The sequence below is a fragment of the ANME-2 cluster archaeon genome (assembly GCA_014237145.1).
In the GTDB taxonomy this organism is placed as follows: domain Archaea; phylum Halobacteriota; class Methanosarcinia; order Methanosarcinales; family Methanocomedenaceae; genus Methanocomedens_A.
This window is the reverse complement of sequence record JAAXOC010000042.1, coordinates 30,259-56,371: the sequence shown is the minus strand read 5'-3', so window position 1 is coordinate 56,371 and position 26,113 is coordinate 30,259. Positions and strand designations below refer to the sequence as shown.

Sequence of the window (26,113 nt, the reverse complement as noted above, 5' to 3'; positions counted from 1 at the left end):
TTATATGAAAGAGAAAAGTCTTTAAGAAACAAGAGTAAGACGATGGCATTTTCTGATTATTATGAAGAATTAGAGGAAGAGGAAGACAAAATAAAACCTTCCTGCACCAGAGAAGAGAATCTAGAAAAGATTATAAAGGCAGTAAGAGTATGGAGGAATAAGCATGGGGTCACAGCGGATCTCAAAATGGCTACTATACTGGAAGCACAAAAGGTTTTTAGTGATACAAAGAAGTACAATGAATTTTGCAAATGGTATCAAGAGCAGCAGAGAACTATAATTGGGACAAGTCCTGAAGAAGAGTTTGGAAAGTTGGTGCATGGAGCATCAATGGATGGGATAATTACCCCTGCCGAGTATCAAATGCTGTTAGAAGATGCTGAGAGAAAAGAAATACCAAAAAGGGAAGCTGAAGAGATTATCCAGAGAATTGCTGAAGAATATGACGCAACTATAGGCGAAACCGAAGCTCAACCTCTTGGGGTGCCCAAATTAGAAGTTGATTGTGATTATCTGGACTTCAAGAACATCAAACTTGGAAAGAGCCAGTCCCAAAGTTTTACCATTAGTAATGTGGGAGGCGGAGCTTTGAGGGGAACAATCAAAGCTTCACAACTATGGATTAGAGTTCCTGATCATATTGATCCTTCCATGCATAAACAACAGACTGTAGTTACTATAGACACTGATGGCCTTGTGTCTGGCTTTGCAGGCACTGGCGTCATTGATGTGAAAACTAATGGGGGCAACTCTCAAATCACAGTCAAACTTGGCACAGAGGGTTACAAAGATGCTTTAAATCAATTTAGCACAAGATTGGGCATATCTAGTGTATTTGCTGGAGCAGCTATAGGGTCTTTGTTTGGAACGTTTGGTAGTGGCGGAGCTATGTTTATTTTTTTATTACTTTTGGGTGCTATTGGCTATGAAATTTATTGGAAGTTTCATGAGCGTTTTCGAGGTCCTATCTCCACAAGTGTGGGCCTGTCTTTACTCTATATTATTTTAGTTCTTGGTGTAATAGGTTCTTTAGGTTGGAGTTTTCTTTTTGCACTGATTTATTTTTTTGTTTCCCCATTACTGATGAAAAACGACGACGGCGATGATAATATTATTGGGGGCGTTTATTGGTTAATTGGGCTTCTTTTGTTAGGTTTAGTGGCGCTGTCTAATCACTCTCCAGTAGCTGGTGGAATCGTTTGTGGTATCATTGCTTCCATTTTAGTTACATGGCTCTTTTCAGAACGCTTATTCGATTATCAGTGTTCTAACCAAGACATACCTTCAGCCAGTTCTGTTATTATAGACTTTAAGAAAGATATTGTTCATAGTACATCCTTTATTGCTGGAATATTCATGATTCTGGCAATTTGCGCAGCAATTTCGTCGATTTTGTCTGTATTCATAATTATCATAATGGTAATAATTATAATAAAATATCACAACAGTATCAAAGATAAATATCGTATATGAGTGCAATCACTAATTCAATCAGGAATACACGAACATTGCAGGCCTATATTATGCGCTCACATCATCTTTATTTTTAGTGATGTTGTGCATCCAATTGGTCATTACAAGAATTATCCAAAGATAAAAACTTGAACACAATATTTTATTAAAGTGTATGTTGGAAAAACTACTGTAAATGGGGGGTGGCGATGATATACTATACCGTCACCAGCTTACATTCTTTAACCAGCCTGCACTTGCTGTGGATGTCTGGGATACCATGAGCGTGGCCGACCTGGTTATGGAGTACGATGTACCACTGGTACTATTCTCTCCTGACGACCTGGATACGTTAAAGAGCCTGACAGCTACGTTTTTGGAGATGAGACGTGAGGACCTGGTACTTGACCCTGGCACAAATCCGCAGGGGAAGTCGCTACGGGAATCATTTGAGAATTTCCTTATGATAAGGCGTGCCGGAATCAGGGAAGGGCAGCGTGATATTGCTTTCCCGCTGCTGGCAGTGCCTATGACGGCATACCTTGCCAATGACGACCCTGTTTCTGCCAGTTACTGGGAGACCGTACTGGCATCGGTATTCTCGGTGCGTTACGGTGATATCATGATAGTACACAGTATCGAGCCTTATGCCCTGCTGCCGGAGCTGCATATCAGGGATACTATCTACACTGACCCGAGGACGCCTGTAAAGGTGGACCCAAAGGTGTATGAGGTGGGTTCGCCTGGCAAGGATTCTCCTGTTTTCGTGACAACCAACTTTGCATTGACCTATTATACTGTAGAGAGCGACCTGGCCAGTAGCGGTATTGACTGTTACCTGCTGGCTACCGATACTGACGGCCTTGGTGTGGAAGCTGCGGTGGCAGGCGGGCAGATGACAGGGCAGAAGGTGTCTGATGAGTTTAAGAGGGTTGGTTTTGATTTCGGCGAGATGACCGCTCACAATACGGTCATTCTTCCGGGACTGGCTGCCCGCTTGCAGGGTGACATGGAGGATGCCAGCGGATTGAAGGTTAAGATAGGACCGCCAGATAGTGGTAGGATACCTGGCTGGATGGAGAAGAACTGGCCTTTAGAGTGAGAGGATAAGTAAATTCTGTTACGTTAAGGAATATTTGATAACGAAATTTAATCGATATTTCTTATCTTTTGTGTTATACTGCGTGGCGTTATGGCAGGCGGTGCAGTTGGGAATAATTTAATCCTTCTCAATGCCCGCCTCTTCCGGTATTGTGGACCGGATGTGTATTTGTGGTGACACGATTTGAATTGCCAGTTAAATATATCGTTGTCTGTTGGTTGATCGGGAAGGAAAGGATTTTATTATAAGAAAAATAATCTTATTATGATTAAGAGGTGCATAAATAATGGAAGCGCAGTCAGTTAGTGTGGATCGGAAAGTGAAGGCACTGGTGAATGCGGGGTATTATTCGAGTGAATTAGAAGTAATAAAAGATGCCATGAGAAGTCTATTCAGGGAGAATGCGGAACTGAAGGTTAATGCAGCGATAGAACTTTATAAAGAAGAAGAAGTATCCTTAAGTAAGGCAGCTGAAATGGCTGGAGTGACTACAATCGAATTTAAAGATATATTGGGTAAACGGGGAATTATGCGGGAGATAGAGGCGAGACAGGCTGTAGAAATGGACAGGAAACTTAAAAAATACCTCTGAACATGATCTTCGATACAGATATTTTGAGCATGCTTGGTAAGATAGGCAAAGCAGATCTGTTGAGAAGACTATTTCCAGAAACGAACCTTGCAATTACTTTTGAAGTGTATAACGAACTTTTAATAGCAAAGGAAGTAGGGTATGATTTTGTTGACGATATCCTAAAGCAAAGGTTCAAGGTCATCCATCTGGACTCTGATTTAACCCGGGAGTATGAACATATGAAAGAAAAATTAACATATCTCCATGCCGGTGAACTGACATCCATCCTCTTGTGTAAAAAAGAGGGCGTAGATTTCGCTACCAATGATAAAAAGGCGAAGATGTATTGCAAAGATGTTGGTGTGGAGTGGTTGGATATTGTCGACATATTCAGGTTATGCTATATCAAGCGCTTACTTGGCAGGAAAGAAATTGAAACTTTGATTAGCAATATTGAAAAAAATGACCGGACAAGAATAACACGATTTGAAGAAATTTTTGCTGATAATATATAAAATATATCTGAGAGTATTGGAAAATTATATTTTGTTTATAGAGTCACATGAACCAAACAGACATTGACCTATTGTACTGTAGAGAGCGACCTGGCCAGTAGCGGTATTGACTGTTACCTGCTGGCTACAGATACTGACGGACTTGGTGTGGAGACTGCGGTGGCAGATGGGCAGATGACAGGGCAGAAGGTGTCTGATGAGTTTAAGATGGTTGGTTTCGATTTCGGCGAGATGACTGGGCACAATACGGTCATTTTACCGGGACTGGCTGTCCGTTTGCAGGGTGACATGGAGGATGCCAGTGGACTGAAGGTGAAGATCGGACCGCCAGATAGCGGCAGGATACCGGGTTGGATGGAGAAGAACTGGCCTTTAGAGTGAGAGGATGCGTAAATTCTGAATATTTTCATGGGCCGGGTAGATGGGTTTTTCCCATCTGCATTTTTATTTTTGAATGTATTGGAAAGTATATACTTTACTGTAGTGTCAAGTCAACCATACAATATCGCTAGAGATATTATCTGACACTGTTCCATTTCCCAGTTATTTTTAAGACGCAGATTTACACTGATTTACGCAGATTTAAGGTTGCATCTGAGTAACCTGCACGCCCTTAAGGCGTAGCAGGCATTCACTTCCCGCGGAAGTGAATGTATCAGTGTCAATCTGCGTCTAATATTATTATTGAAATAATTTGATTTTAGAATTGTGCCCTATTCCCTTCATAATCTGACACTTTGATGTTGACTTGACAGTAGGTTTAGAAAATGCGAACTAAGTGAGCATTTTCTTTATGGATTTATTGAAATATCTCTTTTTTCACGATATTACCATTACCATAAGCGTCTTCTGTTACATTTGAACATGGCAAGGTCCTATCTGCTTTTCGACATCAGATTCGCCTGTATCTGTTCAAGCACAGTGATTGGTATTTCCAGGCCCGTACCTGTACTGTTCATCATGATCCATGTATTCAAGGCTGTTGCGATAGTCAGGGCCTGTTTATCATCATCGGTTATCTCCTCAATCCACTGCACAACCCCGGACTTGTTCAGTATTTCAACACCATAGACCGATTCGATAATTTCCAGGTGTGCCAGTATACGATCTTCCATCATATCCCTGCCTTAGAATTCTTCACCCACATCTAACTGGTGTTCAAAATTGCCTGGAAGACACGGCCTATGCCTCCTCTTTCCATGGGCTTTTTTCTTTTTATTTTCCAGAGCATCCACTGCAATACATAGTTCATCCTTAACAGAATCAGGATTATCTTCAAGTTCCCTGTCCAATTGTACAATAATAAGTTCAAGCTGGGCTTGTGACATTTCTTTGTATCGCTTTTTTAGGTACTCCATTTTAGATATCATGGATATTCCTCCTTATCAGGCAGACGGTACTCCAAACGACACTGCTTTAGAATTAAACATGGATTGCAATCAGATATAATGTTGTTGGGCAGAAAGTTGAGTTAGATATTTTTTCAAGATTTTCTGAATTTTAATAGATAAGTAATTACAGATACGATAACAGCCCCGCCCAGAATCACATAAAAAGCATACAAATAACCCAGCATTTCATACACAAAGATGGCTATGACAGTTCCTATGATAACAGCTACCGGAATAGATAAAGTTAATATCTTACATTCTTTTGTTTCAAAAGGTAGAATATCAGATACAGGCTTACTCATGACAAATTTCAGGTATGACAATATCCATCCTTTTCTGCGAATAACATCAGATGAAAGTGTGAGTAACACACCTACGATCAGCAGCACACATCCACTCCACATAAAAATTGCAAATGGCTGCTTTTTAATATTTATTTCGATAGTTTCAAGCTCAATCTGGTGTGGCAGAGTTCCATGGAATTCAATCTGGGTATCTGAAAGCAAACCGTGTCTTACTTCCGGGCGGGTAATATATCCAAATTGTCGACTTTTCAAAAAAACAGGACTTGCTTTATACTCACTATCGTCAAATATTTCAACATCTACGGTTTGATACCAGTCCGAACCTATCTTCTCAACTCTATAATCCAAAAACCGCAAAACTATACCTTCATCTTCTTTATATTCACCCTTTTCGGATAAACTATAACTAAAATGGTGCGAAGTCGCAAAGGAAGTGCTTAGAATGGCACCAAGAACAATGAAAACAAATCCAACATGAATAAGATTGATTCCATTTAGATGAATTAATGCTGTTTTATTATTTACCTTTAAATCTCTGACCATTTTAAATATAACACTACCTGTAACAAAGAAAAAAGCAGGTATATAAGAAGTAACAGAAATTGAGCCTAATATCTTTTCAAAAGATGAACCAGTATAGGATGCTGCTACAGAATGGGTGCCGTACGGTACTGCTACAGCGAGTATAATGGATATGGTGAAATAAATAATGCCAACATATGCCAGTGTGCGGCTCCTCACTCTTCCGTACAGCAAGCAGATACCGGTAAGATAAGACAGGACCACAACGAGGGGATAAAACAATATATTATAAAATTCCATTGGAATAATTATCTCCCGGCCCATATAACCGAGAATTAAATACACTGTCGGTCCCCAGAAGGCAATAAACGCCATCATGATCAATATCAATATGGTAAAATAAAAAGTATTTGATGGTTTAAAAATATAAATACTGTCTGATGTAGTGTATTCAGTCTTATCAGGCCTTAAAGCCATAATTAATGAAAAAACAATAACAATTGCCATAAAAACAACAATCATCCACCACGTGGGTGTTCCGGGAAAGCTGTGGATGGAACCAAAAACATCGCTTCTTGCTAATAAAGTCATATATAAAGATCCAAGAAATGTCCCGATACATAACAGTGGGAACAATCTATTATATTCCCCCACATTCAACCGAACAACAGCATGCAAGGCAGCTGTCAATAAAAGCCATGTACACAATGAAAGCGCTTGTATCGGGTCCCACTGCCAGAAACCGTTCCAGCCTAAAAGACGATCAGCCCATATAGCGCCTACGATTATACAAATACTCAAAAATAACCATGCTATACGGAGATAATTTTTACTATCCGGCATATTCTTCTTTTTTGTGAGATAAGCCAGTGACATGGCAGCAGGAATGATTGTAAACGCATATGCTATAAAAGTCGTGAAAATATGCAGCGGCATTAAAATATCAATAAGCTCCGGGCTGATGCTGTTTCCTGAAGTAGGCATTGAAGCTCCACTTACTGCGAATATTGATCTAAAAGGTGTCATTGTAATTGTCATGACAAGCAAAAAAGCACAGCATATTAAGGCATATACATTAGTGATCATAGCTGTCCGGTCGTGTATCCCATGCAGTTCTGTATACAGCAGTACTACTATGATGGAAAGCCATGCCCATATCAAATACGTTCCCTCCTGGCCTACCAGTATAGCAGCCAGCCGATAAAAAACCGGAAGTTCTGCACTGCTATGCTGCCAGACATAGAACAGACTGAAATCCAGGAATATAAAGGCAAATGCCAGCAACAGCACAGCAAGTGTTGCTGAAAAAGCTGCGGTTCTTAATAGCTGGATGCTTGTTTTTATTCTACCGGTAAACATATAAACAGCAGCTAAGCATGAAGATATCAAACTGATATATAAGAGTATGTTCCCAATAATCATCTAAAGCGTCTCCAGATTAAAAATAACAATGCAATAAAAATTAATGCAGGTACAATATCTCTTAATAAAATCTCAATAATTGCAAGTCCTACAGGCTTTTTCACTGTGAGCACACCGATATCAACATTGCTCCATTTTCCAGAAGAGTCTTTCACATGTACAAAAATAGTATGCTTTCCTGTAGATAGGTCTGATGTTTCTATCACTGCCCCAAGCAAGACAGATGAATCGGTTGACTCGCCGACCACAAATTCCAGAGGCGCCCCGTATCCTTCCTTACCCATATTATTAATGAAATATTCAGCACCCGTTACTTTTGTAAGCGTTGGAAGCACTACTGATGCCTGCAAGAAGCTCGTTTCTCCCTGGAATACTTCTTCAGGATTTAATGTAACTGCCAGACGAGGTATAAACTGGGAAGTTGCCAGAGTATGGAAACTTATAGGGTCAGCCCCGCCGTGGCAAAGTGTGCAGTTAGGTGCCAAACCATGAGCTGTACCCGAGGGTGAAAGACCCTGGGTACCCATATTCGTGGCATTGAAAGGTGTAGCTCCGCCGTGATATGTATGACAGTCCTTGCATTTTGTAACATTCCCTGCTGTCCAGTTCGGCCAGCCAGGGTCCTGTACAGTACCCATAGGATAGGAATCAAAGTGGAACCTGTTCTCTCCAGTGACATTGTGACAAGAGTCACAAGTTATTGTAACTTCTGATACTGTGTGCGAAATGGTTGCCATGGTTCCCCCTATGATCTTTAATGACCTGACATGTTCCTTGAGGGATTCGATGTCTTTATGACAATCACGACAGGGTTCAAGGACTTCATCTGTCATATCGCCCACAAAGTACGTCAGGTTATGATATATATCAGCTTCCTCATTATGACAGAGGACACATGTAGTGGTTTGATTCGTCATTTTTACTTCTGCACCCGCATAATGGACTGAACCGTATTCAGTGTGACAGTCGACGCACAGTACGCCTTCAAACGGCTGATATTCCTTACCTTCATGTTCAGGATGACAATCCAGGCAATCAACGTCATGTCGGACCGCGCCTCTAAAAGTGCCCTTACTCAACAAGGTTGGGGTATGGAATTTACTAATACCTTCAGGAGAGTGACATGCATCACAGCCAGAAATAGCTTTTATACCGGATCCGTGACGCAGTACCTCTATCAACGCTTCTGATTTGTGGGGGAATTCTCCTTCAACGCTGTGACACGGGAAGCAATAGCCCATAGTCTCGTTTCGGTATTCTCTTATTTCAAGGTTTAGGTGTAATGTTTCATTAGTAGCGTTATGACATACACGACAGGTGTACTCATTACGTTTCAGGGTGTTTACACTATCATCCGGTGCACCCGGATAGTGTGTAATAATTGGACTCAGGTTGAATTCATTTGCCTGTTGTTTGTCAACGTGGCAATCTTCACAATTCCTTGTTATGGTTATTCCTTTGTCATGGAATGTCTCAACTCCCTCACCTGCATGGCATAGGGTGCAGTCATTATCTGCATTATGTTTTGTAACCTGTGGTGCATCTCCCCATATGGGTGCATTTGTTTCATTGTTATGGCATACATCGCAACTGTAGGTATCTAAAAGGTCTTCCCGTGTTGAATCATGGGATGTTGCAGCCTTTACATTTTTAGAGGTGCTATTAATGACAGTATTAAAGTGGCAGTCCCAGCATGTTGAATCTGTTGAAATTTCAGCATTCTGGTAGTGTGTATATACCTGCGTTGCATCAAATTGCGAGTACCCATGACAGCTAATACAGGTTTTTGGCGGGCGCTCACCTAAGTAGGGCGTAGGATGTTCATCAGGCTCGCTGCCATTGCCGTGACATGCCCAGCATGCTTTATTTGCCTCGTCAGTGATAAAAGTGTTACAGGTTGCGTTTTGATTCAAATAAGCATGTACACCCTTTTTGAAAGTATCCACATCGATTTTAATGGGGGCTACTCCATTTCCTGCATGGCAGCTGATACAGTCCGAACTGTATTCGCCAGGTGAAAGAGTGTAAACATGGAATGTCCCAGTTTCTTCTCCAACTGTTATGACGCTATCCAGCGGCAGGTCCCTTAATAATTTCTTGGTCTGTAGTATCCATAGATCGCCGTCAAGTACTTTCTGCTCACCTGCAATGAGCCTCACATCCTTTAGTATAATAGCCTGGGTTGTTGTACCAACAAAAACAATATCCAGTTTTGCGCTGAACACATTAATATCCCGATCGAAAACCCGTTCTTCATGTATGAAATTGCTTCCCTCTTTTATTATTGTGTCTTCTACCAGCGTTTCATTTTTATACAGTTGCAGCCGTGTAGCAGTGCTTTGCAGGTTTACATCTGCAACATAAAGATTATAACCTTCTCCAAGATCCCAGAATTCTCCCATCTTAAGCACTTTCTTATCACTCTCTTCGAAATTGACATATATACGTCCCAGAGTGACATTTTCATCATCCTTTTCCAGGATATAGTAATCCCTGCCGTCCGGTTCATTTGTACGATATTCACGGTCATGACAGGCATAGCACGCTATATTATTTGTTTCTCTGTGGATGCGTGATGCAAGCACATCTCCAGACAACTCAACAACATATGCATATGGATCTCTTCCTTTGAATATTTTAGTTATTGTGAAATTTACGATACTGGTGTTCTCGTCTTCTATCCCGCTGATCTCGAAATTAAGCTCATCACCCAGGGATAGGATATCACGCTCAAGCAGCTCACCATCTTTTTCAAAGATGAACATTGCAGCATTACTTGTGGTTTCTAATAACGTGATGGAATAGTTATCCACAAGTTTCCACGGCCTGCCGGCAATGAGGGTTTTTTCAACAAAGGTATAATCCGTATGGTTTCTTGGATCAGGTGCATTGCCCCATTCCTCTGCATTGTCTTCATCGAGATGGCAGTAGATACAGTCTGATGTATTTACCAGGTTCCAGGTCGATCCGTAATGTGATACCAGTGAGGTATCATTAGGAACTAAATTGTCCCCGTGGCTCACGATGCTGTTTTTATGGCATACCGAACAATCTGCTGTTGTGTTAACATGCTCGTCGATATCATCCACATACCTGATGTGCTCATAGACCATCGGTTCATGTAAGATCGATTGGTTGAAATTGTGGCATTCCCTGTTACCGCAGTTCTTGGGAGTGCTGTAATTGTCAGGATGGCCTGTGGGTTGGGCAGCTTCGGATAGGTTTCCGTCACCATGGCAGGCCCAGCAGCGTACGTTATTCGGATCTTCATTTGGATCCATTGTGTCGATTGCAACTCTGTTGAGATCATAATGTATCGCACCTGACATGTTCATGGCCTGTACATCGATCTGGTACGTTTCATTTACCATTCCACCTATATCATGACAGTCCACACAATATTTTCCGGCACCGGGGAGCATACTGTCATTATGGAAGGTAAACCCTGCCTGTGGATTGCCATTATCCATTACCTTGTTTGAAATATGGCATGGATAACAGTCGATGCTATTAAAGAGTTTTAATGGAGTATGATCGTAGTGGGTAGAATTGAAGGGATCTGTAGGCATACCCCATGAAACATTATCTGAATTGACAAAGTGACACCACCAACAGTCAGTGGTATTATTGGTTGTCGTCATTAAATTGTCAGTATCCACATAGTGAGAAACATAGTTCTTGGCTTCAGCGTATTTGACATTTGTAGTCGGTATCGAAATGGATAGTGAATTGTTATGACAGAAAGTACAGTTGGTAGATATGTTTGTCTGGACATCCACACCCATAGGCTGGTGTTCAGGGATCTGTATGGGCGGTATCTTTCTCAGGTTTTCGCCATTTAACGGTGTTTTACTAAAGTGGCAGTCCTCACAATCAGGTAATTCTGATGCACGTCTGGTATGGAATGGATCTATAAGCTGTTCAGTATAATTTACGTGACATCCCCAGCAGACCCTGGATATATCAGAATAATTGCTGGCATTGAAATCTCCTGTAATGTTGTTGTGTGCACTATTGAAAAAACCATCCTTACTTATTATCAGATCCGATGTTGCATTTGTACCACCCTGCAGATGGCAGTCAGTGCAATTACCACCAGCTGCTGCCTCGGGTTCAAAATGCGGGTCCTTGTGGCAGAACATACAACCGGTATATCCCATGTCATAATAATTCGCTTGGTTATGACCGCCAGGCCGCTGAATATGGCAGTCAGTGCAGTTCTTAATTGAAATATCATGGAATGAATTATGACATAACCTGCAAGTAACGTCATCCTTGCCATCGTCATTATGATCAGTATGGGTATATGATAATCCCTGGTTATCCCACAAAGGCATGGGTTTGAGGGTATTAGCTCCTGCTAAACTTCCGATTGCATCAGGATTGTGGCATTCGCTGCAGTTCCATGGTATATGAATAACAGGTTTTTGCTGGATCGGATGACTTGAAGTTATTGTATAATTAAAAGTACCAGGGGACCGCGGGAATACCCTGGCTATCCATATACCGCTTTTTGGAGATGAATCAAAAGTAACACCGCGAATTTTGTCACCCGATGGAAAATATATTTTTGATCCAAATGCGAATGTGGCAGTTCCATTGACGCTGGGTACACAATAGGTGCCATCCCACGGGTCAGTAGTGTTTAAATCCTGAAGACCGTTGGTATTGTCTATCGGTCCGATAAGTGAGAGAAATATTTTATATTCATTATCATCACCGGTTACGGTCACATCAATTGTTCCGGAGTTATCCATATTTATTATATAGGTTTTTGTCACCGCTTCGTATGACATGAACTCAGGTCCATAGTCCCCAATCGAATCGCTTAGCTGTTTAGTGGTATCAAATGGCGGGTAATATAACCCCTCCCCTGCAATCTTGCTGTAGATTCCATGACATGCTTCACATGATACTGTGTTATGCACACCTGTTGGATTTTGGTATGTTATTCCGTTTAATGAATCGGGAGTGGCGATATCATAGGTATCACTTCCACTTCCATCATGTATAAAATTAGTATGACAGTCAGTGCATTCTGCCACTGTTACATGGGAGGCAACATTGAATGTGGTCTGTGGAATGGGTCGCTTAACAGATGTTTTATAATACATCTGCACGTTTGCATTTGTGTTATTGTAGATAGTAGTCCATCCACTTGAACCATAAATAAATCCACCCTCATGACCGTATTTTAGGTCATGCAGGTGAAGGGGAGTTGCCCGCAGGAACTGCGATGAATAGGTACTGTGACAAACGCTCAGGCAGTTTCCACTTAGTTGTGATGTAATGTCATCAGGATGTATCATAACTGTCGGGTTACGCTCAGAGGGATTGCTCTCTGGACTCCATGAATCATGGCAGCCTCTTGCCTGGCAGCCCCATAATGTGGTACTGAAACTGGTTGATGCCTGAAGATCATTGGAATTTATTGTAGTGCTGAAATCGACCTGGTATTCACCAGTATAAGCATCATCCGGATAATTGAACACTCCGTAATATATCTGATGAGCATAGTCCTCCACAAGGCCTATTGTTGTTTTTTCACTTGAGAAATCACCACTCGAATATTTGAAATGCGGATAAGTAACATTCACTGTGAGTACAGGTGGGGGATTTTCAGCACCATCGCTGAAGATTACTTTGCCATCTGATATCACTTTTATATCATCTATCCACCATTCTTCATCGTTATTGTTATTTACACTGAAATAGAATGCTATAAGTATTTGTTGTCCATCATATTTTGTCAGGTTGACTGTTTTTTCCACCCATCCATTGCTGTTACCTGAATATTCTTCAAGTGTGTCCCAGTTTTCTCCCCTGTCTGCTGAAACTTTGACAAAACCGTAATTATCTGTCATATCATACTTAGTCCAGTATGTCAGGTTGATCATTGGCCCTACAGCAGCGGAATTAACACCTGTGATCAATTCGTTAAGCCAGATATATGTTTTTGCAAAGAAACCCGGTTTTTCCTGGGATCCTGATAGGACAATATCCTCTAGTGGAGTCCCGGATGTAGTATGGTCGTCGAGATAATGCCAGCTATGTATACCTTCCCCTGCCTTCCAGCTATGACTTCCTATGTGGCTCTCTGAACTGTCTTGTGTCCAGGCAGGTGGTGAGAGGCCGCTGACTGGTGTGGCATTCTCCATAATACTTACCAGAATGAGGTTTTTTTGCTGCATCCCGCCATCAGTATCCCACCATGTCCAGCCTGTGGCATTTCCCTGACTTAAGTATCCGAGTTGATACGGAGTCTGACCGTAGTTCATTATCACAGTATAATTTTGTGCCTGAACCACAACAGTACCTGCACTGCACGTTAGTATAAATAATAACAATATCCGTGCAGTGTTGATTTTTATCATATTGTCTCCGTTTCGTTTTCTTTTGTATTGTGCTTCAATCTGACACCCAATATATAAAATATTATTGAAAAAATACCTAAGAATACAAATTGATCAAGTGAAAAATTTGGTAGGAATTTTATGTAATATATATTTACGCTGAATAATTGTATTATTAATAAAGATGTGAAAATGATCGAGATAGTTATTAAAATTTTTCCTAGTTTATAATGATGTTGTATGAAATATATTCTGGATGGAAAGAAATGTGAAGAAGTTATATTATCACTGGGAATTCTACTGATGGGCTTATTCAAATCAAATGGTAAAATTCCCTCGATAATATATTTGCTCCAGGTATAATATGCACTTACATATAATGCAAGTAAGATGCCCATGCCTCCAATCAAAATCCCGCTTCCATACATTATATCGCCCAGTATTGTTGTGATTGGTATGGTAAGTATCGGGATAAAAACCCACCAATATACAGATGATCGTTCCCAAAGAGTGTATTCATAGGTTATTTCGAGCCACCAGAGAATATACAACATTGTCAGTATAAAGGGAGTATAACTGCGTGTGAAATTTAAGAGAAATATGAATGTTGCGAGAGTAATGTTAATTAATATGATCAATCGAAGAAAACGTGAGATCTGTGCGGCAATATCGATCCCGAACGCTGGCTCGGTTCCAGGGATCTTCAATTCGACCGAACGTTTTCTAAGGCGATCTATATTGATGTTCATACTGTTCAGCTGTTCATCCATCTTATCGATCACAACCTGAGTGCCAGCGATTTCCTGCAGGATGGGCTCAAGCCTGTTATATACCCCGTGTTCAAACCCCATATTAATCAGCTGCTCCTGGGCAATGGCTCTTTTTGCCAGAGTAATCCCGCCCCATAAAGCACATAACCCAATAATTACAATAGTCAGATTCACAATAAAATCCTGCGCTTTGAATTCTTTACCTGACAGTACATCTATCACCGGCGTGTAATGTAAGTATATTAAATAAATTGCCATGAATAACAAATATAATATACTAAATTTTTCTAAAAGTGAAATATCTGGTTTTTTAGTCATGTATATTAATTAATAGGTTGGTTTATGTTATTTATTTCTTTCATTTTTTTTTTCATGGCAGAATTTCGTTTACCTGTAAATTAAAGAAATATTCAGTAACTTTTGCCAGTGGATCTGAAATTTATGAAAATATAAAGCAATATACAAATTATGAATATTGTAAGACCAAGACTCTTGATATTCTTTATGATCTGGCTGACCCTGTACATCTCAGATCCATACTTGGTAATTCGAACATTATTCGGATCGAACAGTAAATATTCACCAATATCCTTGACCACTATAGGTTTGCCCTGAAATATCATCGCTTCCCCTTGTATCTGATCTTTTTTAATTATCCAGTTATCCACTAATTCCACAGCATCACCTTTTGTCCTGATCTCGTTTTCCGAACCAGAATATATCCTGTGGATGACTGGCATTTTTGCCTCTTTTGTCTCAAACATGATTATATCTCCCTGCTGTGGATCGATCTTCAGGTTTTGCATAAGAACAAGGTCCTTTACTTCAAGGGTCGGGGACATGCTTCCTGAGGTTATGATGGCGAAAAATACAAGCTGATTTAGGATGACATACGCTGTCAATCCAGTAATGATCAATGGGATTATTACTTGAAGGATGCTCGGTCTTCTGGATAGTTTGCTATAACTTTTCATCCGGATTTGAATATTTTTTTTCTGGTTCTGGTACGGCCTTTTTTTTATGAATGGACCAATTAAATGGAATAAAATTCCTAATTTACTATTTCTTTTATATAAAATATAGAACAATAAAAGCGTTAGAAAAAATAAAATTAACAGAGATAGATGATTATAATAAAGGTAAAATGAACTGTAGATTATTATATTGATAATCTGATTAACATATGACATTTTCCAGATAATAATTAATTCAGTAAATTAAATAAATAAGAAAAAAGTTGATCCTTCCGGATCAACTATCGGGTTTCATTTGCCCCCCAATATGTGCTATTTGTTGTTCTTGTTGAATTTATACTGATCTCTATCTCCCAGCTATTACCGGCAGTGTAGTTAGTGTGATTAGCATTTATCTCAAGTCCACCCAGATTGCGTTGCATCGTGATATTCAGTCCAACCATACTATGACATGCAAGACAAGCAGTATTTTCAGATACTCCAATCCCTGTAGCATTAAGAGTAGCATTATAGAAGGATCCATGCGCTTCGGCTGAATTATTTAACTGTGTGCTTGCATTATAGTGGCAGTCTACACACGCAACAGTAAATGCAACATGTGGTGTAGAGTTAGTTCGCCATTCCCACGTGGTAGGATCGTTGCTGTTGATATCGCCGCTTTCATTCCATATTTCAAAGCTGTGATTATCTATTCCGCTGACGTCGAACTGGAAACTTGTTAATCTGCTACTATTGATCTGGTGGCAGAAACAACCTGGATCCACACCACCACCCTGTACACTCTTGTAGTAGTCACGGTAAGTAGCATGTGCACCAGTATTTGCTTCCCATTCTCCAACCTCATCCCAGTGACATCTCTCGCACATTCTGTATTGAGCATCAGCTGTCCTGACGCTGAAAAAACTGTGCGTCCCAACAAACATTGACAACGTGCTGGGAATAATGAATAATCCGATTGCAATTATAGCAATTGCCAATAAAATTATCTGATTAGCTTTCATAATTTTTCCTCATTATAAGTAATATTTCTTCCCTATATTATATACGCTTTTCGATTTTAGCTAAAAACTACATGTAAATTCATTTCCATGTGATGGTCTCGGTTCTCTTGGCCATCACGTTACCACTACTGTCAACCACCTCGATGATTACATTAACACCCTCTCCTTTATCAGGTATTATTCGTAACTCGGATATCAACTCATATTCTCCTGAGCCATTGTAATCGACCGATCTCCAGTAATCGATATGCCTCATGTTGCTGATACATTTCATACTAACGCCTGGTAAACGTGGCGATACCTCCCTGTAATTCTCAACTTTACTGACTTTTGCACTTGTAGCCTCAATACTATCTATGACTGGTGTACCATTGTGCTCTGTAATTGTAACATTGGCTTTAATGATTGACTTTTCCCCAAGACAGCCAGATGCCATAATTAGTGTAATAAGCATAATGATATAAATTAACCGCATAGAGAAATAAGTATACACTTATGCCTAATAAGTCTTTTGAAGTGTTATGGGACTTTTTTTATTTTCAGGCATCTGAATTTCAGGTAAATGATGCTCCCCACATACTGTGTACAAAAATAGTACAATCTACTGAATATATGGCTTGATGGGATTCAAATCAAAAAACTTAATAAACAAGTGTGAGAATTCTTTATAGAATCAAGTAACTGTCAGTATTAGCAAATAGTTTCATTAAAATTTTATCGTTACGGATGTATATCTGATGTCAAAAAATATTTCAATCAAAACCGTGGCAAGTGCTGTCGCTGGCGGTATTATCTACGGAATAGTCGTTATACTCCTAAACTATTTTGCACCGGTAATTGGGTTTATCGCTGGTTTTATTAGTGGAATCGGACTTGTGGTTTTAAGTGACCAGAACGGGGAGGATAATATGGATATTTCACCTGTTAACCTGCTCTATTTTATAGGGGTCGCAATAGTTTCTCTTCTTATCGGATATATCTTAATTTATTATTTTAAAACCGAGATCATTCACGGCATGACATATCATCCAAAGGACTTCCTGACATTTACGGATTTTATTTTATCCACACTCAGAATCCCGGATATACTCAGCACAATAACCGGTGGTATTATTGCATTTTTATTATCTGATACAATAAGTGCTGTTTACAGGTATTTCCGCGGTGGCCCACCAGTGTGATTGTACTCACCTGGAACTATTTCTATATTGACCTGAACCTCGGAATGACATCCGACACATGCCCAGTAACCCTTTGAAAAATAATCTCCTTTGACATTTCCCATTGTATGGTCGAAAGGATTACCTGCTGTGTACCCAGTTGCCTCGTTGCACTGGCTGAGATAGAACGCCCTGTGAAGATTACCTGAGTAATTTAAGACCATTCCCACATTGAGTCTGGTCTGCGAAGTGTCGAACAGTTCAGGGTCATTTAAAGTATAATTCCTGTTGCCATGACACCAGTCATCATCACATGTTCTCATGGTTATTGAATGGGTATCTGGCTTGTCTATTAATGATGTATTGTGGCATAGGTGACAGATTTCATTTCCATCGATCTCAGAATTACCATTATGATCCAGACTGACTAATAATGATGTTGAACCATTGGTCCATGAATTGTCGTTCCATCTCCAGATCTTATTATCGACCGAATGAATTGTGCCGTTTGATGGATAATAATCAATACCTCCAATGGCAAGATAAGTAGTATAATTAGTGTTGCTGGCTGCCCTGATATGTACTTGACCTGTAGAAGACCCATCTACCTCATTATATTCTGCTATATGGCAGCGCTGGCAGTTCACTTCATCATAAAATCTATGCCCCCCAGTAAACATTGAAAGTATATCAGGCACAACAAATATTGCAAGCGCTAATAAACCAATTATCAATAATATCTTACTTCGTTCCATAATTCACCAAAACATTATTAACAGGTGTTTTGCACTCCATATCTACCGTTACATATCTATGCACTTTTTGATTGAATAAACAGGTCACATCCCTGTATTTTAAAATAATAGATTTACTCAGGATCACTGAAAAACCCCCTGCTGTTGTTGTATAATTGATCGTCGGTTTTATCAATTATATAATGCGCAGACTGTTTTAATCCGCTTATACCACTATAGATCACGATATCTCCGGATGTTTCATTATACTTTGAGTGGCAGTTTGTACAATAGATATTCTTAGTAAGATCATGTGTCATATTAACATTATATTCCGAACTTGAGTTTGGATTGTATCCATGACATAGGCAATTTACCGGGCTGTGTGCACCAGCGCTGACATTGGCTGCGGATGCCAAGTGACATTTGCTGCAAAATTCCTGCGGAGTGGGCTCAGTTTTAAATAATTCGTGACTGCCTGAAAGCATAGCATTAGCTATACCTATGATCAATATAATTAAGATTCCCGCGATAATTATTCTTTTTGAGATCATAGATTTTCAGTACCACTCCTGACTTGTCGTGTTACCTTTATCCGGATAAGCGTGGCAATATCTGCAATTATATGTAGAATTATAATAACCTACAGCAGCATTATATGCTGTTGCATTATGGCAGATTGTGCAGTCCTCGATATCGAGTACATTCGTTCCTCCGACCGAATATGTGGATGGTGTGGTTGTTACATTATGGCGATCAGTTTCGTTTATCGGATCTGCTTGATACGAATGGCAGCACTCGCACCATTTCCAGGTATAATCGCTGGTAGGGTGATTCATCTGCGTGTTGATATGGCACATCGTGCAGTTCAACCCCCCGTGCACACTCGCATCGAACATCGTCTCGTTCACATACGCATCAGAGTTGTCCAGTCCGAAGTGGCAGCTTTCGCACTCTGACCAGTTCACTGATGGAATCGTAAGATTTGAATCATGTATCCTGCCTCTATTATGGCATTCCGGGATAATGCAACCAGATGTCTCTGACGCATGTGTGATGTTTGCGGTGTAGTTCGGCGGACCTGTATTCAAGAAGATATCAATGAACTCGTTTGTCGAGTCCATGTGGCACCATGTGCACTCAGAGTAACCACCACTTTCGTTTGCTATGTCAGGGCGGCTTATCGCATAATGCGATGCCTGCGACAAGTTAACACGGTACGTCGCATTCCCGCCTGAATCAAAGCCCGGAACCTTCATCGTACTTAAGTTGTGGCATCCGTATCCGCATGAGGTCGAGTTCGTCTCGGCATCCGTGCGTGCTTTGATATCGATGCCGCCCTTGAAATGGTTGTAGACCGCGGGTGCGTTGCTCACGTTGTTGTATGCATAAGTGCCGTTGTGGCACTCATAGCAGAGGTACGCGTCGTTGTTGAACGTCTCGTTGTGACCGGTCTTGGGGTATGCTCCGCCCGGCACATGGCAGCCCCAGCACATTGAATTGTTTGGATCATTGATCGGCGGTGCGGATGCAACTAATCTCATGTTATCGTTTACATTAGCATGTACCCCAAGATTCATTGCTGTAACATTGATCTCGTAGACCGTATCTGTCTTGTTAACCCCGTAGAGCGCGTGGCAGTCGGTGCAGTTCCCACTTGTTTGCGCCCGTGTCAGGGTCTCGTTGTGAAGCCTGCCATCGCCATGACATTCGTTGCATTTCTGGCTTCCTGCGTGCTGGATATTTTTATCGTTCTCAAACTCCATGAACGGAGTTGATGTATTGACGTGGCAGTATGAGCAGTACGCGGTGTTGTTATTTTCAACGAACAGATCGACGAGATCTGTCCGGTTATCCCCATAATGTGATGTGATCGAGAAGTTAGTGCGGTATGTATCGCTCTCGTTGAACGGATAGAACATCTCTGACTGGTTGTGGCAGCCCATGCATGAGTCAGAGTCTGTCGCACGCGTCCAGTACGCAGAGATGTTGGTTCCGTTCTTGAAGTGGTTGTGAACCTCTGGTGCATCGCTCACATTGCTGAATGGCCCTCCGGCTTTGTTGTGGCAGTCATAGCAGAGATACGGCGTATCCTTTAGCATACTATGTCTATCCGCGTTCATGCCATTTTCGAAGTGGCAGACCCAGCACGACTGGTTGGTGCCGTTAGAACCGGTGGTGGCGTTATTCATCCTGGCGTGAACCCCACTCTCATAGACACTTCCATTGATCACTTTTCTCTTTGCAAACCCGTCATTATCGTGGCATTCCAGACACTCAAATCCACCCATTCCCGACCACAGATTCGCTGCATGGAAGTCCACTGAGGGTTCTTCGTCATTTGTGTGGCAGACGTAGCAGCCATCATCCACGTCTGCCTCGTCTGTGAAGTTGCCGTGGTTATTCTGCAGAGCGCCTCCCCATTTCGTTGCATTCTCTGGTGTAGTGTTGTGACATATGCTGCAGTCCTGGGTCGGATTGACCAGGTCTGTTGTTGTGCCGTAATGCGAGACGTTCGATCTGATCGTGTTTTTGAGTATCTGCCCGAATGTGTCAACGTGGCTCTGGTTGATGCTGTTGTTGTGGCAGTCAACACATCTCCCCTCGCCGTTCATATTGGTCTTGAGAGTCGTTGAGTTCGGATAATGCGCATATATTATCGGAGGCAGGCGGTTCGGCGGATAACTCGAACTTATCCATGTTTCGCCGTAACTCGTTGCCGCGTTCCATTCATCGCTTCGTGCATGGCAGTCCTCGCATGACCACGGATTCTTGTGCGGTTCGTAAACTAAGTTCCTGTCCCCCATTCCATCCGGCTGCATACCGTTGCTGTTATGGCAGCCCCAGCAGGGCTTTGATCTCGGATCGCATTCAAGGATGGTAGAGATGGTGTTGTTTGCGACGTTCCCGTGAATACCAGCAGCGATTGCGTCTGCATCGATAAGCGACTTGATTCCGTACAAACTGTCGATGTCATGGCAGACCACGCAGTCGAACCCGCCGCCGGCATAGAGGGACTTGTTATGGAAATGCGGGATGGTATCCTCAGTTACATTATACAGGTAGTCGGGGAGTACATGGCAGTAATCATAGCACTCAGAGAGGTTTGATGTGTTTGCTCCGTACATATTATCGGTCACATTTGGTGCATTGCCCCATATCGCGCCGTTTGTGGAGTTGCAGTGGCACAATAGGCAGTCAGAGGTGTCTATGAGCGGGTTATCTATTCCAAGTGCCTCCCCTTGCAATCTATTCAGTCCGTAGTGCGAGACATTACCCATCGTGGTTCTGCCTTCGTAGGTGATACAGCCGTCACCCGTGCCAGTAGAACCTACTCCCCATTTCCACACCTTGAGATTATCATCTGGATTGATCATACTTTCCGGTAGAACGCTCGGTGCATGGCAGTCTTCGCATGATCCGTTGCTCCCGATATCGGTCTGGATGAATATCGTTCCTATGCCCTTTGTGGTCGGACCGTGGTTATCGATCGCAGCAACCAGCCCTTGTGTGTGCGGCGGCTGACCGTTCTCTGGTCCGTGGCACTTCGGGCACTTGTATGGGTTCAGTGTCCGATCCGGATGGAATCCAGGATACGGTGGCGTGCCGTTTGTGGAGTGACATGCCCAGCAGATCGCGTTGTCTTCGGTGATGTTGTTGATCTGTTCGTTTGTGTAATCGCGATATTCGAGCCACCCTGTGAAGTTCCTGTCAGTTCCCTGAAGAATGCTGCCAGTGCGGAACGCACCGCTCAGATTGGTGTGCATTGCAAGTTTGATTGCGGTCAGGTTCACGATCGGACGGATCGGGGTTTCGTTGTATGCGGAAGCATTGTTGTCATGGCACTCGAGACAGCCCGCACCTCCTGCGGTTTCGTAGTCGATGAATTCTCGGTAGGTGAAAGAACCTTCTGATAGGATCATCTCATAACCATAATTATCCCAGTGGCAATAACAACCATTACTACTACTAATCAGATACAGTAGTCCACCACCCTTGTTTGCGGTTGTATTATTCCAGTTATCGTAATCCAGTACCTCCCATGCCGTGTTGTTGTCTGTAGACGAGACATTGGTGATGTAGGTATAGTTAATAGGGCCACCATCCGTTGCATTATTGCGTATGATTGCCGGATTATCGCTGCCGTGTGGATTGTGGCAGGAGTAGCAGTTTCTCTTGGGATGATCACTATTATCCTGTGGAGAGTGGATGTTTATTGGCTTATTCATTGAACTGAACCCTTCATCCCACCCATAATACTCATCCCTGAAGTTCGTCTGATTCACGTAGTTTGCAAGATAACCGTTCTCATCTGACATTTTCGCCACGATCTTCTCCTCAAGGTGACACACAAGGCAGAGTGCATAGTCTGATGAATTATACCCCCCTATTATAGCATTCGTATAATACCTCAGCAGATCGAACCGATTCTTCGACCCATGATTGTCATGGCACGCCTTGCATGCAAGTTTCCCATCCCCGAGCGGGTGGTGGGTCGTCTGGTTGAACTCATTCTCCTGATCGAGGGGCGGTGTTGCATTCGCACTGTGGCACTCCAGACTGCCGGTCCTGCCGGTGTAGCATAATTGCGGACTTGGATAGTACAGCATTTCCTTTCCGCTCTCAGTACCGTGCGGGAATTTTGTAGAGTCGGTCTCGTCATGACAGTCGATGCACCGCCCCGGAGTGTACGGATCACCCAGTGAGGCGTTCATGATCCTTGCGTTATACTCATTCCAGTGTCTCGTATTCGGGAACTTCCACGTGTCATCCGCATTCTTGAGTTTATCCTCATGACAGTAGTAACACTTGCCATTTGGGGTGTGACCTGCATCCACGAGAATAGTGACCCCTGGTCCAGAGATCGCAGTCGTGAGGTTTTTGTATCTTTTGTCATAGATCTTGTTAAGCACATCCCACCTGTTGACTGCCGTGCAATTCATCGGCTGGTAGCTCATCTTTGTGCTTACGTTCTGCTTGTACTCGATTACAGTAAGCCAGTTGCTGCTTGGGGTGGGAGGTCCGTGATCACCGAAGGCATTGTTACTCAATCTGCCATTTGCATTAGTGGTCTCGCCTTCCCAGCATAGCGACTCGTCATAATCACTGATATCCCTATAACGCACTGTGAGGTTCGTCCACATCGGCTCAAGATGGTAATTGTCCCAGCAGAGCACATCGATTCGCCACATCAGTGTCAGATTCGATGTATCCTCGTAGCCGACCTTTGTTTTGTCAAAGACGGTATCGAGCGTGCAGAGTCTGATGTCATTGGTTAGATAGAATATGTAATTCGCTGCTGTTGATTCGTTGTTTGTGAAGGTTGCGCCGTTTGAGTCATTGATCCTGATATCGAACTCTGCCCCGTTGCGTGTGAGATCGTTTCCTATCATCGTTGTGTTCGTTGAATACTCCTTAAGCAGGACACCGATGCTCGTGTAGTTCGTTATAGTGTTTGCTGTTAAGTTGTGATCCCTTGATGTGTTAAGAGCTATGCCCCGCTCTTTGGCATCAATGTTGTTGTTCGTGAAATTGCCCCAGTTTGACTCGGACATATATATGCCGTCTGTACCCGCTGTGATGGTAGTGTCGATTATGTTGGTGTTATTGCCGTTGGTGCAGTGCACGCCTGTGTTGTTTGCGGTGATGCTGCTGCCGTCTTGGATGGTTACGTGGTGGGACGCTAATAGGCTTATACCATCGCTGAATGATGAGCTGATAGTAACATTTGTAAGGTTTATGTAATGGGCATTGCTAGTAAGTAGTCCGTACAAATCCACAGATGAGCTAGTGGTGTCAGTGATGGTGGTGTGATCGGATGAGCTTATGTGCAGTGCATTGGTGATTGTGCTTTTGATAGTGCTACCTGTGATGTTGTTGTAACTCGAATTCGATTCTAACTGTGCTCCCCAGTTTAGACTAATCGTATCGAGATCAGTGATGTTGTTGCTGGATGATTCGTCCAGTAGGATGCCGTAGAAGTTATTCGATATGGTGTTGTTGGTCAGGCTATTATTATTTGAGTTCTGCAAAAATATACCATAACCGGATTTGCTGCTATTCGAAAGTACACTGTCTCTTATGATGATGTTGGTACAATTGATAAGTGTGATCTTTCCGACATTGCTCACATTGGATGCTGAGAGATATTTCGACTCGATGATTATGTCATGTTCATCATGATAATAGTTCACTTCTTCGCCGTTTGCTGTGTTGTTGCGCCAGATGTAATTATTATAATACGGGGACTCGAATAGTAATGTAAGATTCCCGTTCCCTGATATTGTATTCTCGCTTAAATCATTATTATTCGAATAAAAAGTAACTCCAATACCGCTGTTCGAGAGTATTGTATTGTTTCGTATGATGTTATCTCCAAAGTGTTCAGTACCCGAACCTATGCTGATACCACCGTCACTATTCTCTGATATATTGTTATCTGTGATATTATTATTTCCAATTCCTCTTAAAAAAATGCCTTTGCTATTATTGATGACGCTGTTGTTGATGATGCGGTTGTCACTGCTTGTACCGTCTGAAAGAATACCATTACCAATATTATCCAGAATATGACTGTCTTTTATGGTGTTATTGCTTGAATCGGTAAAATAAACCCCGTCTTTTGCGTTGTTCTCGAAAGTACTTCCACTAATTCCACTCGATGAAGATCCCACGATCCGGACACCATCCCCGTTATGTATCGTGCAGCCCGTGAACCACAGATCGGTACAATTGGCAATTGTTACATGCCCGATGTTATTTTCGTTGGTAATCGTGCCGCTGTCGCTGTAGTTATAATATACCAGCCCGCCGTTTGCGGTGTTGGTGGTGTCGATATCCTGATCATAGTTTCCTGTGACGTACAGGCTGTAATCTCCATTGTTGTTGTTCAGACTGTTATTTCGCAGGATATTGTTCATCGAGGAATCTATGAATATGTCGTGTCCCTGGACGGTGTTTGCGATGCTACAGTCTGTGATGTTGACATATCCTGAGGCCGATGTCAGGTGTATGCCATGGTACTGATTGTTGTGGATGGTACAGTCCGTGATGGTAATGTTATTTGTAGTGTTGATCTGCAATGTATAGCTGTACTCGATTGTGCTTGCGCTCAGATGGCCACGGCTGCCGCTATTGTAGTTGAAATTGTAATATCCGGAATCCCTTGTGATAATCGAATCACTGGTTACATTCATGGTTGCACCGCTTTCGACAATGATGGAAAATCCGTCCCCCATCTGTATCGTTGCATTTATGAGGTTCAGCACAGCGCCGTTTTCCACATAGATGTTGCCGTTAACGGTGCTGTCATTATTGCTCAGATTCGTGCTCCACTGGTCATCAACATCATCAGTTACAGTAATCGTGTAATCATAGGTCGCAGCAGCTTCTACAACCCCGCACATCATCACAAATAGCACAACCAGGCACGTGCAGGTAGCAAGTAAAGACATTGCTCTGACAGGGCGACTGGTATATTTACGTCCAGTGGTTACAGCAGGAATCATAATATTTATCTATTTATTTTATGCGGGGCAACTATTTTATCCCCGATTGAAATATATCTTAAATTTCTGGATTGAATAATTCAAATTTTCAAACCAATTTTTTTAACGTATCGTAAATTATAAACACATTTCGATATAGATATCGGTAATTTTCGTAGTTTCAATTAAATCTTTTGACAGGATTTACAGGATATGTAGAATTAGATCGTATCCTGTTGATCGCAGCCGCCTGAAATTTCCATTTTGTTGAGAATTTCATAAAGAATTCACACTCCATATATTAAAATATTATTTTATATTGTTTTCGTTATTTTATATATCTTTTGGATT

17 protein-coding genes are annotated in these 26,113 nt (G+C 41.9%); 6 read left to right on the top strand and 11 right to left on the bottom strand.

What is annotated here, in order from left to right; all coding sequences use genetic code 11:
* The first annotated feature begins 42 nt into the window (after positions 1–42).
* From HF974_05935 to HF974_05915, 5 genes are all read left to right on the top strand, one after another.
* A complete protein-coding gene (locus tag HF974_05935; protein ID MBC2697875.1) occupies positions 43–1,473 on the top strand; it encodes a hypothetical protein in 1,431 nt (476 codons plus the stop codon).
* Between the two features lie 175 nt (positions 1,474–1,648).
* Positions 1,649–2,554 (top strand): acetyl-CoA decarbonylase/synthase complex subunit gamma, encoded by a 906-nt coding sequence (locus tag HF974_05930; GenBank protein ID MBC2697874.1) that lies wholly within the window; start codon positions 1,649–1,651, stop codon positions 2,552–2,554.
* A 286-nt stretch (positions 2,555–2,840) separates the two neighbouring features.
* Positions 2,841–3,146: a hypothetical protein gene (locus HF974_05925; GenBank protein ID MBC2697873.1), complete on the top strand. Its 306-nt coding sequence runs from the start codon at positions 2,841–2,843 to the stop codon at positions 3,144–3,146.
* Between the two features lie 2 nt (positions 3,147–3,148).
* Positions 3,149–3,643 (top strand): hypothetical protein, encoded by a 495-nt coding sequence (locus tag HF974_05920; GenBank protein MBC2697872.1) that lies wholly within the window; start codon positions 3,149–3,151, stop codon positions 3,641–3,643.
* Between the two features lie 63 nt (positions 3,644–3,706).
* On the top strand, positions 3,707–4,024 hold the full coding sequence (locus HF974_05915; protein MBC2697871.1) for a hypothetical protein: 318 nt from the start codon (positions 3,707–3,709) through the stop codon (positions 4,022–4,024).
* A 494-nt stretch (positions 4,025–4,518) separates the two neighbouring features.
* Here HF974_05915 and HF974_05910 read toward each other — a convergent pair whose 3' ends face one another.
* The 8 genes from HF974_05910 to HF974_05875 all read right to left on the bottom strand — a co-directional run bounded on the left by HF974_05910 (position 4,519) and on the right by HF974_05875 (position 16,856).
* On the bottom strand, positions 4,519–4,761 hold the full coding sequence (locus HF974_05910) for a hypothetical protein (protein MBC2697870.1): 243 nt from the start codon (positions 4,759–4,761) through the stop codon (positions 4,519–4,521).
* 9 nt (positions 4,762–4,770) lie between these two features.
* Positions 4,771–5,013: a hypothetical protein gene (locus HF974_05905; GenBank protein MBC2697869.1), complete on the bottom strand. Its 243-nt coding sequence runs from the start codon at positions 5,011–5,013 to the stop codon at positions 4,771–4,773.
* A gap of 113 nt (positions 5,014–5,126) precedes the next feature.
* The gene (ccsA, locus tag HF974_05900) at positions 5,127–7,220 is read right to left on the bottom strand and encodes a cytochrome c biogenesis protein CcsA (GenBank protein MBC2697868.1); all 2,094 of its coding nucleotides are present in this window, start codon (positions 7,218–7,220) and stop codon (positions 5,127–5,129) included.
* A 59-nt stretch (positions 7,221–7,279) separates the two neighbouring features.
* Positions 7,280–13,657 carry a hypothetical protein gene (locus tag HF974_05895; GenBank protein MBC2697867.1) on the bottom strand — a complete coding sequence of 2,126 codons (6,378 nt, stop codon included), beginning with the start codon at positions 13,655–13,657 and terminating at the stop codon, positions 7,280–7,282.
* A complete protein-coding gene (locus HF974_05890; GenBank protein ID MBC2697866.1) occupies positions 13,654–14,724 on the bottom strand; it encodes a hypothetical protein in 1,071 nt (356 codons plus the stop codon). Before HF974_05890 ends, HF974_05895 begins: the two co-directional genes overlap by 4 nt.
* A 92-nt stretch (positions 14,725–14,816) precedes the next feature.
* Positions 14,817–15,380: a signal peptidase I gene (locus HF974_05885; protein ID MBC2697865.1), complete on the bottom strand. Its 564-nt coding sequence runs from the start codon at positions 15,378–15,380 to the stop codon at positions 14,817–14,819.
* 281 nt (positions 15,381–15,661) lie between these two features.
* Positions 15,662–16,381 (bottom strand): hypothetical protein, encoded by a 720-nt coding sequence (locus HF974_05880; protein MBC2697864.1) that lies wholly within the window; start codon positions 16,379–16,381, stop codon positions 15,662–15,664.
* Positions 16,382–16,460: 79 nt separating this feature from the next.
* Positions 16,461–16,856, bottom strand: a complete 396-nt coding sequence (locus HF974_05875) for a hypothetical protein (protein MBC2697863.1) — start codon at positions 16,854–16,856, stop codon at positions 16,461–16,463.
* Between the two features lie 262 nt (positions 16,857–17,118).
* Here HF974_05875 and HF974_05870 point away from each other — a divergent pair, with 262 nt between their 5' ends.
* On the top strand, positions 17,119–17,562 hold the full coding sequence (locus HF974_05870; protein MBC2697862.1) for a hypothetical protein: 444 nt from the start codon (positions 17,119–17,121) through the stop codon (positions 17,560–17,562).
* On the opposite strand, the gene HF974_05865 is transcribed toward HF974_05870, so the two are convergent.
* The 3 genes from HF974_05865 to HF974_05855 form a co-directional block, all read right to left on the bottom strand.
* Complete coding sequence (locus tag HF974_05865) at positions 17,529–18,296, bottom strand: hypothetical protein (protein ID MBC2697861.1); 768 nt, start codon at positions 18,294–18,296, stop codon at positions 17,529–17,531. The two genes, HF974_05870 and HF974_05865, sit on opposite strands and share 34 nt — an antisense overlap.
* 113 nt (positions 18,297–18,409) lie before the next feature.
* A complete protein-coding gene (locus HF974_05860; GenBank protein MBC2697860.1) occupies positions 18,410–18,829 on the bottom strand; it encodes a hypothetical protein in 420 nt (139 codons plus the stop codon).
* Positions 18,830–18,835: 6 nt separating this feature from the next.
* Positions 18,836–25,783, bottom strand: a complete 6,948-nt coding sequence (locus HF974_05855; protein MBC2697859.1) for a hypothetical protein — start codon at positions 25,781–25,783, stop codon at positions 18,836–18,838.
* Positions 25,784–26,113 lie beyond the last annotated feature (330 nt).